The following is a 14490-nucleotide window of genomic DNA, read 5'->3' as shown; positions in this document are numbered from 1 at the left end:
TCGCCGGCAGACTGGTTTCTACTTTTCGACGTGATAGGCTGGCCTTGCATCTCGCAAGCCGGGTAGTCCGCCAAATCGCTCGGACTTTGCGCGAGCTAAGGCAGGCGTGGTCTCTGAGAGCTTCTCGATCTGCGATCTCAAGCTGCCACCTAGCTCGATAGCCCAAGGAGCGCCCTCAATTCGTTGCTTCGTTTCCAGGCGATGGGCTTTGAGCTCTCGGTGTCGAAGTGCCCACCGAATGCGCCCATCAAGGCCAAGATCATGCTGTGGGCCCGCGCAAATCGACCACCGTGGCTGTGCTCGTGACGCGTGGCGAGACCTTGGCGAGCTGCTCAGCGCAGGGCATGTTCTAGCCTAGACATTCTTTGTTCTTGAAGAACCATCGTGCGACGACATCCTAGGAGTTGGTCCACAGGGCCGGCGCCGATCCGTCGAGCACGTTGGTTGCCGATGACTGCCGAATACAGGTCAGCCGACACCTGGAAGAAATAGCGGACACTTCAGCCGAGCGGCGGGTCGCCTAGCTTCTTAGCTCAAAAGAGCTTCCGTATCCGGGAGACATATTTGGCAGTCAGCAACGAACTTCAGGTCCCCATTGGCGAGGAAGATTTCGAGGCAATGTGCCTCATGCTGTACAGCCTAGTATGGCGAACCCACGACCTGATGCGGGTTGGGCGCTCTGGACAGGGCCAGTTCGGCGTTGACATCCTCGGGCACGATGGCAGGCGCAGTGTCGGTATTCAGTGCAAGCACTACGTGCGGACCAAATTCACGCTGGCGACTGTCACCGACGACGTCGCGGCCGCCGACAAGGCAAGCCTCGACATTCAGCATCTCCTGTTTGCGACGACGGCGCCCGCCAAGGCCGAGCTCGTCAAGACTGTGCATGAACTAAGCAATCGCCGTCGTGCCGAGGGAAAATTCACCGTCTCCGTAGATTTCTGGAACGGGATTTCCGACCGAATCAAGCTGCATCCCGAAGTCGGGCGGGCGTTCATTCCTGGCTTTCCGGGCAGCACTCTGCTTACCATCGAAGAAACCGCAACGCAGACGCTGACCCTTGTGCAGGGATCCGCGGCGAAACAGGAGGTGTTTCATCAGCAGCTTATCGACGCGATGAGCAACGTGTCGACCAGTCGGGCGGCGCTGGCGCCCGACGCGCGGGGGGACGAAGCCGATCCTGGGGTGGTGGCGAGCCTTGACCATGTCAGAGACCGTCTGCGCGCGGGCGCGACCACAGACGCGAAGAACCTCCTGACAAGCCTTGGGGATCCATCGGCCTTCAGGGACGAATTCTCCAAGTTTCGCTGGCACACCAACGGGGCTGCCATCGCCATGCTGGAAGGCGACCAAGAGGGCGCTGCGCAAGGGTTTCTCGACGCGTTCAAATTTGCACCCGACGACGAGAAGGCGCACGTCAACCGGGTCCACGCATACTTCATCCGCAAACAGTTCGAAACCGCCGACGTCGCGTGTGACGAAGCTCTGGCGAAGTTCCCGGACAGCGCGCCATTGTGGGGAATGAGCGTGCATATGCGCCGCGCGAACAACCGCTCTGCCCCGGAGGTGCCGACCCACATTCTCGACCAAGCGGACTACCTGTTCTCGAAATCTCGGCTGCTGGGGGCGGAGGGCGATCATGAGGGTGCGGTCTCGATGCTGCGACGATGCATCGAGCTGGACGGAGGAAGTCTGGATGCGCGCCGGGCGCTGCTCGCCGAAGTGCTGGGCTGGGCCGCACTGGACCCCGTGGCATCGCTCATCGGGCAGCTTCCCGATCAGCAGCGCCTGGCACTGACAGACGCCTTGGAGCGCTTCGAGCCGCTGGAATCGGTTCTGGCAGGCCAGCAGGCCGACGTTATCTCGCAGGAGCTCGCAACGAACGCTGTTTCTGCCCTGGTCGTCTTGCGGCAGGTTGCGCGCGCGCAGCGCATCGGGCAACAGTTGCTCCCGCGACATCCGCAGTTGGAACAGCTGCTGCGTGTGCACATATCGGATCTCGCCAATAGGGAAGACATTGACGGGGTACACGCCCTCACCGATCACCGACTCGAAGAATTGCCGGCCTCGGTTCTTGCTCAGCTTGCCGAGATTGCCGCGCACCGGGGTGACGTTCCGTGGACCAGCGCGATTCTGGCAACTGCCAAGGCTCGGTTCGCTGGCGACGAAAGGGTTCAGCGGATCATCCCGTTGGAATATCTCGCGCAGTGGCATAGCGGTGAGCGCGATCAGGCACTTGCGGGAATCCGAGAGTTCGTGGCGCTCCATCCTGATGACGTTCTTGCCGCACTGCTTGAGGGGCGTTTCCTCCAGACCCTTGGCAAACGCACTGAAGCCATCGCCATTGCGCGTGCGAGTCTCAGGAGGTTGCTATCCAACGAAACCGGTATTAGCGTCGCTAGCGTCGCCATGGTGTCCGTGGCAGATATGTTTCTGAGTCTGCAGCTCTACGACGATGCGGCTGGGCTCTTTGAGCGACTGGTTCACGCGCCAGGCGCGGACGAGTTTTCGGAGAAGTTGCTGGTCTGTCTGATCCAGACAGACCAGCGCAGGAAAGCCCAGCGTCTGTTGGATGCACTGCCAGCAGAGGTGCGTTCGCTGCCTAGGATTAGACGCCTCGAGATCAGCCTTGCAGCGCGGATGGGGCACTGGCCCCACATGCGAGTCCTTCTCGAGCAGGAGCTCGCAGTAGATCCAGACGACGTTGAATTTCTTCTTGCGTATGCGGATGTCCTATTCCGACTCGGGGACCGTGCAGGCTCGCGTGCATTCGCGGTGCGTGATCCTTTGCTTAAGCACGCGAAGCCGGCGCAAGAGATCGCCTTCGCCCGATACCAAATGAACAGCGGCGCGGCGGAGCTTGCGGTGATGCGACTCTTCCGACTGTTTCGCGCCCACCCCGGCAACTCGGAGTTCGCCGGTCACTTCCTTGCGCAACTTTTGCTCGGCGAGCAAAGCGCCACGCTCACGGCCAACTCCACGATCGGGCCAGGATGCGCGGTTCAGCTCAAGCACGGAAGCGAACTGCTCACCGTCGCGATCGACTACCCAGATTCCACTGCAGCGGGTGCCTGGCCGGAACTGGTGTCCGCCAGTTCAGAGCTTGCGAGTCGCCTCACGGGGCTTCACGTTGGCGGCAAGGTGAACTTGCGGCGAAACATGTTCGAACAGGAATTCGAAGTTGTCGGCATTAACTCACTGATCAGTTTTGCAATCGCGAAAGCGCAAGAACTCATTGCGGCGCAGATCAACTCCAATGGACCCCTATGGAGCTTCCGGGTCCTCAAGGACGATGGAGAGGTTGACGTCGACTTGCTGCAGCAATCAGCACGCGAACGTCGACTGCAGATAGAGAGGAATTTTCAGCTCTACAGTCAGCACAGGCTGCCCACCTGCGTCTTGGCCGCGCTGTCCCAAACGGATCCGGTAACGTTACAGCTGGAATGGCCATCGAAGCTGGCTCCGCTGTACGTTGGCGTGGGAAGTGCCGAGGAACGCGATGCGGCTCTTGCGCAGATGGCCCACGGCGAGCGGCCGTTTGTGGTCGACCTGTTGACACTCGCCGAGCTTGTTCGTCTTGGGGCATCTGGGGCCATGGCGGCCCTGCCCAGAAGACCACTGATCGCCCAGACGCAGCGGGAGCGGCTGCTAGTTATCCTTGCTGCCATGCGCGAGCCGCGCACCGCCGCCAACATGAGCGAGCAGGGTGGGCGCCTGCAAATTGTGGACATACCACGCTGGTACTTCACCCGGCGCAAACGACTGTTGGCGAGCATTCTCAAGTTCATGGACACGTCGTGTGACGTCGTCCCGGTGTCCGGCCCGGAGACGTTGACCGAGGAGCATCGACGCTTGGCACAAGTCCTCGAACGAGATGCGGTGGACACGCTCTATCTGTGCCTTGAACGCAACGCCATGCTGCTGTCCGAGGACGGCGGATTGCGTGGGTTGGCGTCGAGCGTCGACGTGAAAACCTCAACGAGCCTTCAGCCCCTCTTGATGCGGGCGGTCGCACTCGGCCATCTCACGCGAAAGCTGTACGTCTCCGCGCTCGAGACCAAGCTGCTTGCAAATCACGACTTCGTCAGCGTCGGCGCCGAAGACTTATTGGCGATGGCGCTCAAAACTCCGCGCCGTATGTCCTCTGCAGTGATGAGCGCGCTGCAGAGCTTTCGGAGACCTTCATTGGACATCGCCTCCGGGGTCAACGTGAGCATTGCGTTTATCGACATTGCTTCGAAGCAGATGGATCCTGCGATTCTGGGCCGCTATTGCAGCCTATTCCTAGCGGTGCTGACCGATGGCCGTCCGCAGTTCACCCAAGGGCTCGTAAGGCTGATGGCGAAGCATCTCAGATCCCTTGTCGGGCGCAACGGCCGCCGCATTCCGTCACATGCACGGCGGGCCTTCGAGTGGAAGCTGTTGAAACGCAGGTGATTTCGTAAGCAGGCCTCACCGAAGTATGCGCACGGTTGCGCGGGTGCACTTGATGGTGTCGCCTAGCACTGGCGCCGCGTGACCGGCGTCGCCGACCGGTCACTTGTCGGTAGTCTCCGAAGCGGCACCCGCGCGACGGGTGATGGAGATCGAGTTTGTGAAATACGCGGGAATTCCGTCTTGAGAATCTTCACCTGTCACCTGCTTTCGGCAGATGACTTCGAAGGTCAATGCTGGGTCCATGATAAGCGTCGAACCATACACCTTCAAGCGCTTTTCGCAGCTGGTCTTAGAAGGGAACACGACGTGGCCGCCGCGCACAGCGTTCGTGCCTTTATTCAATCCAAAAAAATCTTGGAAGCGCTCGATCTCCTTCTTAATTTGTCCTTTAGCAGGATCGAATCCCTTTAGTTCGACCAAGTGTATTTGCTTCGCGGCGGTAGCGATGACGTCTACTTTCCCTTTTCGGAGGATGCTGCCGACCGCGTCTTTCCTAATGGCAAACCATTGTTTGTTGGTAACAAACCCTTCAAGGACTTGGTAGACAGCCTTATGGGTCGGACGTTCCAAACGGATCTCCACATCAAGGCCGTTCACGTTGTCGTACCCATCGGAGAGCGCGTCCGCAACGGCAATCGTCATTAGGTATTCGGGTTTGATGTCGAACATCTCCTTCGCGTAGCGCCAATGCCGTTTGACGCCGGCGTCGAGGCCAGAATGCAGTTGATCGATCAGTGGCATGCGTTGTAGATTTAGCTAATTGACAAAATTCAACGTCGGCGCCCCGAGCATTGCTTCGCGTACGCCGAAGTGCACATGCAATGGGTGCCACAAGGATCCCGAGCATGCCACACAGTCCAGGGAGCGGAGGCATCGGGGATGGGAGCCTGACGCGGCTCCGCCTAGCCTGATCGTCCGCAACCTGACTCATGGCGGCCGGTAGACCACACTTCACCAGCGTCGGCAATCGCCGCATTGCTGTCGGCGGCGTTGTCGGTGCGCGACCTTTTAGCTTTTGGAGAGGAGGACACACACGATCCGCCCTTTGCTGAGTTAAAACGCAGAAAGCATCAGTTCCCTCAACGGGGTCCGCTAGGATGTCATCCACAACGACCGAGGTGGCCATGGAAGAGGGATTCGGCAAAAGCCAAGCATGGGATGCGGCTAGGCATATCTTCGAAATTTTGTGGAATTGGGAGGATGGCGGCAGCTTGACGCGTTGGCTCTTGTTCATTGTCGTACTCCTCGTCTTCTGTGGGCTCGTGGCCGCGGTAGCCTTAAAGGCTGTCTCTAAGCTGCTGGAAGTAGTCGTAAAAGCCTCGGAGCTCTACAAAAGCAGCGGGCTACCGGTACCCATGTCCGCTGAGGACCGTCAGCTAGTGCGGCAGCGAGCGCAGTTTTGCACCGTGCTGAGCGCGGACCTCGCACAACTAGCAAAGTTCGAGAGCTGGAACGATCAGTGGTTCACGGACTTAGAGGCTGAGGTCGAGAGCGAAGGAGGTTACTACCCCACGGCACTGAGCCGGCTACTGCGAAAACCCGCAGACGGCCTGCGCAAAGAGAAATCGCTCGTTCGTGCGCTCACTAAGAGCACCGAACGAGCAGTTCAATTGGTAGGCGAGCCTGGGGCCGGCAAGAGCGTGGCTTTGCGCCACCTCGCGGCGCAAATCGCGAGAAAAGGTCAACGATCCAAGGCTCGCAAGACGCTGGTTCCGCTGTATATCAATCTTCGCGAAATGCCGACAGGCGACTTGGAGCGGGTCACTGCAGACGCCATCAAGGAGTTTGTTCTTGACAACATCCGACGCGGAGACTCGGACACTACCGCCTTCGTGCGCGACAACTGGGCGAAGTACCGCGACGACGGCGTGTGGTTCTTCCTATTCGACTCGTTCGACGAAATTCCGGCTGTGCTCCACGCTGAGAAAGGCAGCGCCGCCGCAAACGCCTATTCACAGGCCATCCGGCAGTTCCTCGAAGGCATGGGAACTTGCAAGGGAGTATTGGCATCACGCGAGTTCAAGGGGCCAGAAGCCCTAGCTTGGAAAAAGTTCAGGATCTTGCCCTTGAACGCAGAGCGGCAGCGAGCGCTAGTTAACAACGCGATCTTGCCGGCACGCCATGTCCAAATCGTGTTGCACCACTTGGCGCAGGGCGGCCAATTGGGCGCTACGCCGCTATTCCTAACGCTGCTGTGCCGTCACGTGAAACTCGAAGGCAAAGCCCCGACCAACGATCACGACCTGCTATCAATCCACCTCGATCGCTTGGCAGGAAAGGACGCAGACTACCTGCAGCGTCGCTACGGACTCCAACCAGCACAGTTGTTGATTGGTGCTGAGCATTTGGCCCGCTTGTTTGCAGAGCAGTCTGTTTTAGGGCTGGCCCCTAGTCTGGACCAGATCGCAGCGCTGGTCGACCCATCGGAGCTGCCGGGTCGCGACCTCCAAAAGCTGCTCGCAGCCTTGGTTGATTGCAAGATCGGTCGGGCAGACGTGCCTAACGCCCTACAGGGGGACCGACGCTTCGCGTTCGCCCATCGCCGCTACCAAGAGTCTCTGTTTGTCCGTTATCTGGTTGGACACCCCAATCACCTTCCACCTCGCGAGTTGCTTTCCGACCCACGTTGGCGCGAGTACGCCGTCACCCTGCTGCAGACCGAACCTATGCAGTCGTTGCGATCGTTGGTGTCCGAGGCAATATCCATCCTCGATGTGGCACCCAGCACCTGGACGATCGCTGTACCGCCTGTACCATCCGAATGTGGGTACTTCGAGTGGAGCGGCGAGCAGGCGGTGTACTTGCTGGAATTGCTTCAGGAGGGCTTGGCTCGCCGCATGGAGGACGTTCCTGATGCACTTCGTGCCGCCGTGGCACGCTACCTAGTTCTCCGATGGACTGCCGGAGACACCAAGGACCAATGCGAAGTTGTTCGTCTAGGTGCACTGTTGCCGCAAGTTGAGCTTACAACCTACCTCACAGAAAGCTTTGGGAACGGTACGCCCAATGCACAGGCTGCTGCATTCAAGCAAGCTCCCGCCGTTAGAGGCAACGCACCACGAGCGCTAACTGAAGCGGTGCTGCGCCGCCTGTCTAATGAAATCCTGGCAGCTTCCGACCTTTCGAAGCTCATCCAGATAGAAGCACTTGCATCTCGGTTGCCGAGTTCCTGGGGTGCCATGCACGTCTATCGACGCAATATTTTCCTGCGACGAGTGTTAGGGAGCGTGCGGAAGGCAACAAGGCTGGTATTTCCCTACCGCTTGTTTGCGCTTGGGCCCGAACTGGTGGCCCGAAGGCTATTTCCGTTCGCGGCAAAGCGGCAGTTCCGTGAGTCGGCGACACCGCTGCTCGTACTCGGAGCCGGGATAGCGATGGTGAGTGGTTGGGCAGTTGCAGCCACCGCGCGCTATCTGGGAAGCGCCAAAAGAGGTACTGCGAGAAATTACCAGGAGCCGCAAGTTGGCGAGTGGACGATGCGCTTTTCCACGCTGGACGGCATGCCGACATTGGGATTGATTCTCTGTCTGCTCGCCGTCTGTGCCTTCGTGCTTTTGCTGCTGATCTACAGCTTGCGCCATGAGGGTGATCGCTTGGGCGGGAAGTTCTTGTTCAGTTGGGCCGTACGAACGAAGACTTGGCAGACCCTTGGTGCCGTACTTGCTACTTTGCTCGCTATGGGCGCAGTCCTCGGCATTGTCGGCTGGATATTGGGAAGTGCGGCCTACATGATCTATGCGTCCATCGACAACAAGCCACCACCCCTTTCTAAAGGCGCACTAGGCGCCTTGCTGACAATATCTGCGATTTATGCGGCCGGGATCGCGGTACTCGCATTTCTCGCCTTGAGAGCCCACCGCCTTCGCCAGCTATTCGCTGCATTCCAGGGCAGTTACTCAAGCGAGCTCGACGCGATAGCCGCCTTCGCCGAAATCCGTTCGCTGCCGACCGTGTTGAGCCATTGGCCCAGCCTAGTTAGAGCTCCCCACCTCAACCGCTCACTGGCATCGTGGTTGGGCCATTCATTGCAAAATTCCGATGTAACTGCCCCACAGTCTGTGAAAGGCAAAGACGGGCGGCCTGCAGAATCCATAATTAAGACGTGCTTGGAACAGCTTGAATCACGACGCGATGCGCTCGACGACGATGCCGCGGTTCTTTCCCCTGCGCAGTGGCCGACGGCGCACAGAGGAACTTCGATGTGAATTTGACGCGCAACACGCGCGGTCGACAGCGACTGACGGCGGTCGCGGGCATCATTCTCGACGCCAGCGACTTAGTCGCGAACGCGCCCAAGTGCTATCAGTTTCGGGATCTGAGGCAGCATCGAATGCCTGAGTCGGTTCGAGTAGTCTTGCGCCTTCTTCTTGGCTGAGCGTCTGCACCGGGGTAGCGCAGATGCGTCGCCCGGATGTGTCGAGCGAGTCACGGAATGGCGCTCCCGGCTGTCGCTGTTGCGGATTCGGCCAGGCCTGCAAGCCTCGTCATCAGGAGACGACGCCAGGAGCCCTCAGGCACGCGACCATGGCTCGCAACCTGCGCCTCGGTCTTCTTCCTTCTCCGCATCAAGCGACACCTGCTTGATGTTTGAAGGCATCATGGAGATGTAGATTCGACCGAGTGTATCCGTCCACGATGGCAAGCGCCGCAAGGGGTTCGTGGAGTTCGCGCGCGGGAGCGAGCGATGCCGCAAGACGGAAAGTACTTCTTTGACGACACTGCGGTACCTGGGATTGAGAGATTCCAGTCCGCAGGAGCGCAGCACCGGCTGAGGACATCTCGCATCGCTCCTGCGTATTCTTGACACACGCGAATTTCGATTCTCAACGTAGTTAACTCGTCTAAGGTCCACCCGCCGCTTACAGCCATGCCCGGGGCGTAACGGACCTCTTAACTGTCGAACAAAATGACCACATGCAAGTGGCAGGGGCCGTGCGCACCAAGCACAAGGCTACCTTCGATGTCGGTGGTGCCGCTCGCGCCGGTAATGAGATTCACGTTGCGGTGCGGCGGGCTCTGCGGGTTCAGCGCGGCCGCTGCATAGTCGTCGAGATACATGACGATGCTGTGCGCCCGCACTAACACGATGTGATGCAGCGGCAGAAAGTGCGCAAGCACCGGTGTTTCAGGCCCTGATTCGAACACCAGCGAGCCGGTTTCCGCGATGCCCGCACGCGCGATGCCGACGCCCACGCATTCATCGACCTCGGGCGCGTCGTGCAGCGCAATGCTGTGCCAGTCGAGGGCCCGCAATTCGGCCACCGGCTGGAGGGCCACATTGCGCGGCAAGCCCTTGGCCAGGAGATAGCGTTCGACGGCGGTCGGCAGCTCGGCAAGATTGCCGATGCGGTCCAGCGAGGCGGCGACCTTTGGCGAGCTGATACGCGCCGCAAATATGTCGACGGGCACCATGCCGTCGAGGGCCGGTCGCGCCGCCGGTAGGTCATCGAGTAGGCGGTCTGCTTCTTCCTTCACCTGGTTCGCGTCAACCGAAAGGCGGCCCAGGGCATTGCGAACAGCAGCCAGGATATCTTCGCGTGCGTTCATCGTGGTGCTCCCGGGGTCGTCTTGCCGGACTGCGTGTCGCGGTACATCGCAAGAAAACTCCGTTCGGCCGGCGCGGGAAAGTCGCGGTGCCGCGTCCAGGCGCCCAACAGCGGCATGCGTTGAATCAGGCCGTTCTTGCGAAAGAGCCGCATCACGCGCAGCGCGAGCGCGGTGCCCAAGTGAAAGAGCCGGGGGCGTGTCGCTGCGAATGCGAAGAGGCCGATGCCGATGCGCGCTGCCGGCGGTTCCAGCCCTTCGCGCCACGAACGGTCGCGCCATCCGCGCATCAGCGTCGGCAGCGGTATGTCCACCGGGCATACCTCGCGGCAGCGGCCGTTGAGCGTGCAGGCGTGGGGCAGATCGCGCGCGGCCTCGAGCCCGTCGAACACCGGCGTCAGCACGGCGCCCATCGGCCCCGGGTACACGCCGCCATAGGCGTGGCCGCCGATCTGGCGGAACACCACGCAGTGGTTCATGCAGGCGCCGCAGCGAATGCAGCGCAGCATTTCCTTCAACCCTTCCTTCAGCATGCGCGTGCGGCCGTTGTCCACCAGCACGATGTGGAATTCTTCCGGTCCGTCGCGGTCGCCCGGCTGCCTTGGGCCCCGATGCAGCGTGGTGTATTGCGTGATGTCGCCGCCGGTTGCGGACCGCACCAGCAGCCGGAGCATCGCCATCGCATGGGAGGCGCTGGGCACCAGCTTCTCGATACCGGCGGTGACGATGTGCACGCGCGGCGGCGAGGTCGTGAGCTCGGCGTTGCCTTCGTTGGTCACGGTGCAGGTCGAACCGGTGTCGGCAATGAGAAAGTTCGCGCCCGAGATGGCCACGTCGGACGAGAAGAACTTGTCGCGCAGTTCGCGCCGGGCGCTGTCGACCATCGCCTCGATGGTCTCCTCGCCGTGCGGCACCCGGTGGGATGCGTGGAACATCGCCGACACCTGCTCGCGCGTTCGGTGCATCGAAGGCCAGATGATGTGCGAAGGCGTGTCGCCGCCAAGCTGGACGATGTGCTCCGCCAGGTCGGTCTCGACGCGGTCGATGCCCGCTTCGTCGAGCGCATGCGGCAGGCCGATTTCCTCGCCGAGCATCGACTTGCTGCGCGTCACGCGTTTTGCTCCGGCGTCGCGGCACAGCCCGATCACGATGCGCGATGCCTCGCCCGCGGTCGAGGCCCAGTGCACCTTGGCGCCCGACGCGATGGCATTGCGCTCGAACGCCAGCAGGTAGTGGTCGAGGTTGGCGATGACATGGTCCTTGATGCGCTTGCCCAGCACGCGCGCCTTGTCGAACTGCGGAAAACCTTCGACTGCGTCGGCGCGCTTGCGCTCCGCGGTGCCGGTGGTGCGCTCGATGGCGATCTGCAGCACCGGGTCGGCCAGCGCGGCCTCGGCGCGGGCCTGGAAGCGCAGCGGGTGAACGCGTGCGTGCCGCGCATCGGTTGTGGTGGTGGATGTGCTGCTCATCGGGGCTCGGCGATAGCGGGAGCATCGGCCATGCCGGCGAGCACCTCGACGGTGTGCAGCACGCGCACTTCGGATTTTCGGCGGCTGAGCTTGCCGGCCATGTTCATCAGGCAGCCAAGATCGCCGCCCAGCAGCAGCTGCGCACCGGTGCGCTCGACGGCGGCCGCCTTCTCCTCGACGATGGCATTGGAGATAGGCGCGTACTTGACGCAGAACGTGCCGCCGAAGCCGCAGCAGACGTCATGTCCTTCGAGCGGTCGCAGTTCCAGCCCGCGGATCTTGCCCAGCATTGCGCGAGGCTGCGCATGCACGCCGAGCTCGCGCAGGCCCGAGCAGCTGTCGTGGTAGGTGGCGCTGGCCTCGAGCGAGCGCCGCTGCGGCGCGTAGCCCATCACGTCGACCAGGAAGCTCATGATCTCGTGGGTGCGCGCCGCAAGGCGCCGGGCACGCTCGGCCCAGGCCGGGTCGTCGGCCAGCGCTTCCTCGTAGTGGGCCTTGACCATGCCGGCGCAGGAGCCCGAGGGAATCACGACGTGGTCGAAGGGCTCGAAGGTCTCGATGAACTGGCGCGCCAGCACCGCGGCGTCGCGGGTGTCGCCGCCGTTGAAGGCAGGTTGGCCGCAACAGGTCTGCTGCATCGGAACTTCGACGGTGCATCCCGCCTCTTCGAGCAGCTTGAGCGAGGCGAAACCCACGTTCGGCCGCATGGCGTTGACGAGGCAGGTGGCGAAAAAGCCGACACGGACGGCCGAGGGGGATGTGTTCATGAGTCTCGTGGGGTGGGGTATCGCATATCAAATGAAAGCTCGGTCGCGGCTCAGACCCCGAACCATCCGAGCAGCACGCTGAGCGTGGCGAGCGACGCGACTGTCGAGATGATCATCATCGACGAGGTCTCTTCCGCCAGCACGTCGAAGCGCTGCGCGATGACGAAGCAGGTCGAGGCCAGCGGCATTGCCGAAAGCACCACCAGAATCGCCAGCAACCGGCCTTCGATGCCGAAGAGATGGCGCGCAATCGCCCATCCGATCAGCGGCTGCACGATCAGCTTGATGAAGGTGAAGACCGAAGCCTGCGAATAGGCGATGCGGTGCGTGTGCCCCGCAAAGAAGAGCCCGGTGGCCACGAGCGAGCAGGGAATTGCGGCGCCGCCCAGCATGTCGCACAGGCTCGAGACCGCGGGCGGCGGCGCGCCGTACCAGGCGGCGCAGGCAAAGCCCAGCACGAAGCTGATCATCAGCGGGTTCTTTGCAAGCGACCAGGCAATGCGCCCGACCAGCTGGGCGCGGGACGCCGCCGTTTGCCGGCTGCTTTCGATGAACAGCACGGTCATGCTCACGCCGACAACCGCGTTCGCGATCGTGGCCAGTACGGCCAGCAGCGCGGCGTCCTTGCCGAAAGCCGCAACGCACAGCGGAATGCCGACCATCGACGTATTGCCGCAAGAGGTGTTGAAGCCGCGCACCGCCATGGCCGCGATGCCGTCGCGCTGCCATGCAAGGCTCACCGCGCCCGCGAGGAAGTAGCCCACCAAGAGCGCCACCGTCCAGGCGCCGAGGAACTCGGCCTTGAAGATTTCGGCCCGCGGCGTGCGCGCAATCACGATGAAGAGCAGCACCGGAAACGCGAGGTAATACACGAACCGGTTCAGCCCTTCGGCATAGGCGGGCTGCATCCAGCCCAGGCGCTTGACCGCATAGCCTGCGGCCAGCAGGGCGAACACCGGGAAGATGGTTTGCAACAGACTGGCAGTCGCCGACATGGGTTTCCTTTTCTCTCGTTCTCTGTTTTCTTCTTGTCTCCCCCGTCGGCGGGCGGTGGCGGGGCAGTGGAGCGGGCTGGTTCAGTGCAGCCTCCGCGGCGTCTCGAGCTTGCGCAGCTGCAGGCGCAGCAGGCCCATCGTTCCGGTGTGAAAGCCGATGGCCCAAAGGTGCAGGTATTTGTCGTAGCGTGTGACCGCTTCCTCGCCCACCAATGCCACCGCCTCGGCACGCCGCTGGAGCAGGCGGCGGCGCCATTCGAGCGAGGTGCGCGCATAGTGGTGGCGGTCGTTGCGCAGCGAAACGATTTCGAACAGGTGCTCGCTGGCGCCGGCAATTTCCGACAGGCGCGGCAGGTCCGATTCGGGAAAGATCTGGCTCGCAAAGAAGGGGCTGAAGTCTTCGCGGCTGGAGTTCTCGTAGGACATGGTCTGCAGCGACAGGCAGCCGCCCGGCGGCAGCCACTCGTGGCAGCGGCGGAAAAAGCCGCGGTAGCCCTCGATCTTTTCCTCGGGCGACTGGTCGAGCTTGGCAAAGTGCTCGAAGGCGCCGACCGAAATGATTGCGTCGTAGGGGATGGTCGGCGAATGGTCCGACCAGCTCTCGACGCGAACATCGACACCCGGCCATTCCTGCTGCGCGATGTGGGCGGCCTGTTGCGTGGCCAGCGTGAGGCCCGTGGCCTGCGCCACGCCCGCGGTCTGGACTAGGCGGTTGAGCGTCGCGCCCCAGCCGCAGCCGATGTCGAGCACGCGCTGCTGGCCGCGCGCACCCGACTTTTCGATGTGGTAGTCGATCTTGGCGATTTGCGCGGCTTCGAGCGTGTCCTGCCCGTCCCAGAGCGCGCAGGAGTACGTCAGGCTGCGGTCCAGCCACAGGTTGTAGAAGCTGTTGCCGATGTCGTAGTGAAACTGGATGGCCTGCGCCGAGGCGCCTGGGTTCGCCAGCGCGCTCATCGCTGTGCCTCTGCGGCAGCTTCGGCGGCCTTGGCGGTTTCGGCCAGGTGCTGCGACAGCTTGCGAATGGTGGGGTAGTCGTAGATGACGGTGGCGTCGAGCTCGCGCCCCAGGTGCTCGCCCAGCGCCACGCTCACGCTGACCGCGGCCACCGAGTCGAGTCCGTAGCGGTCGAAGCGCGCGGTACGGTCGACCTCCTGCGGAGGCATCTCCAGGATTTCACCGATCAGGTCGGCGAGCCAGTTCTCGATGTCTTGCTGCTGCTGTGTGCTCACGGGCATTTCTCCTTCGGTGGGTGGGTCGGTGCGTTGGGCCGTTCGTCGG

9 protein-coding genes are annotated in these 14490 nt (G+C 61.9%); 2 read left to right on the top strand and 7 right to left on the bottom strand.

What is annotated here, in order from left to right:
* Positions 1-564: 564 nt before the first annotated feature.
* On the top strand, positions 565-4437 hold the full coding sequence (locus V9L20_RS02590) for a PIN domain-containing protein (protein WP_337295380.1): 3873 nt from the start codon (positions 565-567) through the stop codon (positions 4435-4437).
* A gap of 99 nt (positions 4438-4536) precedes the next feature.
* Here the strand turns inward: V9L20_RS02590 and V9L20_RS02585 are convergent, their stop codons facing one another.
* On the bottom strand, positions 4537-5178 hold the full coding sequence (locus V9L20_RS02585; protein ID WP_337295379.1) for a hypothetical protein: 642 nt from the start codon (positions 5176-5178) through the stop codon (positions 4537-4539).
* 383 nt (positions 5179-5561) lie between these two features.
* On the opposite strand from V9L20_RS02585, the gene V9L20_RS02580 reads away from it, so the two are divergent.
* Entirely contained in the window at positions 5562-8642 is a 3081-nt protein-coding gene (locus V9L20_RS02580; protein WP_337295378.1) for an NACHT domain-containing protein, read from the top strand.
* Positions 8643-9327: 685 nt separating this feature from the next.
* On the opposite strand, the gene V9L20_RS02575 is transcribed toward V9L20_RS02580, so the two are convergent.
* The 6 genes from V9L20_RS02575 to V9L20_RS02550 form a co-directional block, all read right to left on the bottom strand.
* A complete protein-coding gene (locus V9L20_RS02575) occupies positions 9328-9984 on the bottom strand; it encodes a LutC/YkgG family protein (RefSeq protein WP_337295377.1) in 657 nt (218 codons plus the stop codon).
* Positions 9981-11450 (bottom strand): lactate utilization protein B, encoded by a 1470-nt coding sequence (locus V9L20_RS02570; protein WP_337295376.1) that lies wholly within the window; start codon positions 11448-11450, stop codon positions 9981-9983. The genes V9L20_RS02575 and V9L20_RS02570 overlap by 4 nt, the downstream gene beginning before the upstream one ends.
* Positions 11447-12217 carry a (Fe-S)-binding protein gene (locus V9L20_RS02565; protein ID WP_337295375.1) on the bottom strand — a complete coding sequence of 257 codons (771 nt, stop codon included), beginning with the start codon at positions 12215-12217 and terminating at the stop codon, positions 11447-11449. Before V9L20_RS02565 ends, V9L20_RS02570 begins: the two co-directional genes overlap by 4 nt.
* Before the next feature lie 50 nt (positions 12218-12267).
* The gene (locus V9L20_RS02560; RefSeq protein ID WP_337295374.1) at positions 12268-13212 is read right to left on the bottom strand and encodes an AEC family transporter; all 945 of its coding nucleotides are present in this window, start codon (positions 13210-13212) and stop codon (positions 12268-12270) included.
* A gap of 81 nt (positions 13213-13293) precedes the next feature.
* On the bottom strand, positions 13294-14166 hold the full coding sequence (locus tag V9L20_RS02555; RefSeq protein WP_337295373.1) for a cyclopropane-fatty-acyl-phospholipid synthase family protein: 873 nt from the start codon (positions 14164-14166) through the stop codon (positions 13294-13296).
* On the bottom strand, positions 14163-14441 hold the full coding sequence (locus tag V9L20_RS02550; protein WP_337295372.1) for an acyl carrier protein: 279 nt from the start codon (positions 14439-14441) through the stop codon (positions 14163-14165). The genes V9L20_RS02555 and V9L20_RS02550 overlap by 4 nt, the downstream gene beginning before the upstream one ends.
* Between the last annotated feature and the right edge of the window lie 49 nt (positions 14442-14490).

Source organism: Variovorax sp. CCNWLW225, from assembly GCF_037204045.1.
GTDB lineage: Bacteria > Pseudomonadota > Gammaproteobacteria > Burkholderiales > Burkholderiaceae_C > Variovorax.
The sequence above is the reverse complement of the archived record's forward strand: the minus strand, read 5'-3'. Positions and strand labels throughout refer to the sequence as shown.

What these genes read in the sequence shown, in the direction of transcription:
- V9L20_RS02585 (WP_337295379.1), bottom strand. Translation starts at nt 5,178, where the DNA reads ATGCCACTGATCGATCAACTGCATTCTGGCCTCGACGCCGGCGTCAAA.
- V9L20_RS02580 (WP_337295378.1), top strand. Translation starts at nt 5,562, where the DNA reads ATGGAAGAGGGATTCGGCAAAAGCCAAGCATGGGATGCGGCTAGGCAT.
- V9L20_RS02575 (WP_337295377.1), bottom strand. Translation starts at nt 9,984, where the DNA reads ATGAACGCACGCGAAGATATCCTGGCTGCTGTTCGCAATGCCCTGGGC.
- V9L20_RS02570 (WP_337295376.1), bottom strand. Translation starts at nt 11,450, where the DNA reads ATGAGCAGCACATCCACCACCACAACCGATGCGCGGCACGCACGCGTT.
- V9L20_RS02565 (WP_337295375.1), bottom strand. Translation starts at nt 12,217, where the DNA reads ATGAACACATCCCCCTCGGCCGTCCGTGTCGGCTTTTTCGCCACCTGC.
- V9L20_RS02560 (WP_337295374.1), bottom strand. Translation starts at nt 13,212, where the DNA reads ATGTCGGCGACTGCCAGTCTGTTGCAAACCATCTTCCCGGTGTTCGCC.
- V9L20_RS02555 (WP_337295373.1), bottom strand. Translation starts at nt 14,166, where the DNA reads ATGAGCGCGCTGGCGAACCCAGGCGCCTCGGCGCAGGCCATCCAGTTT.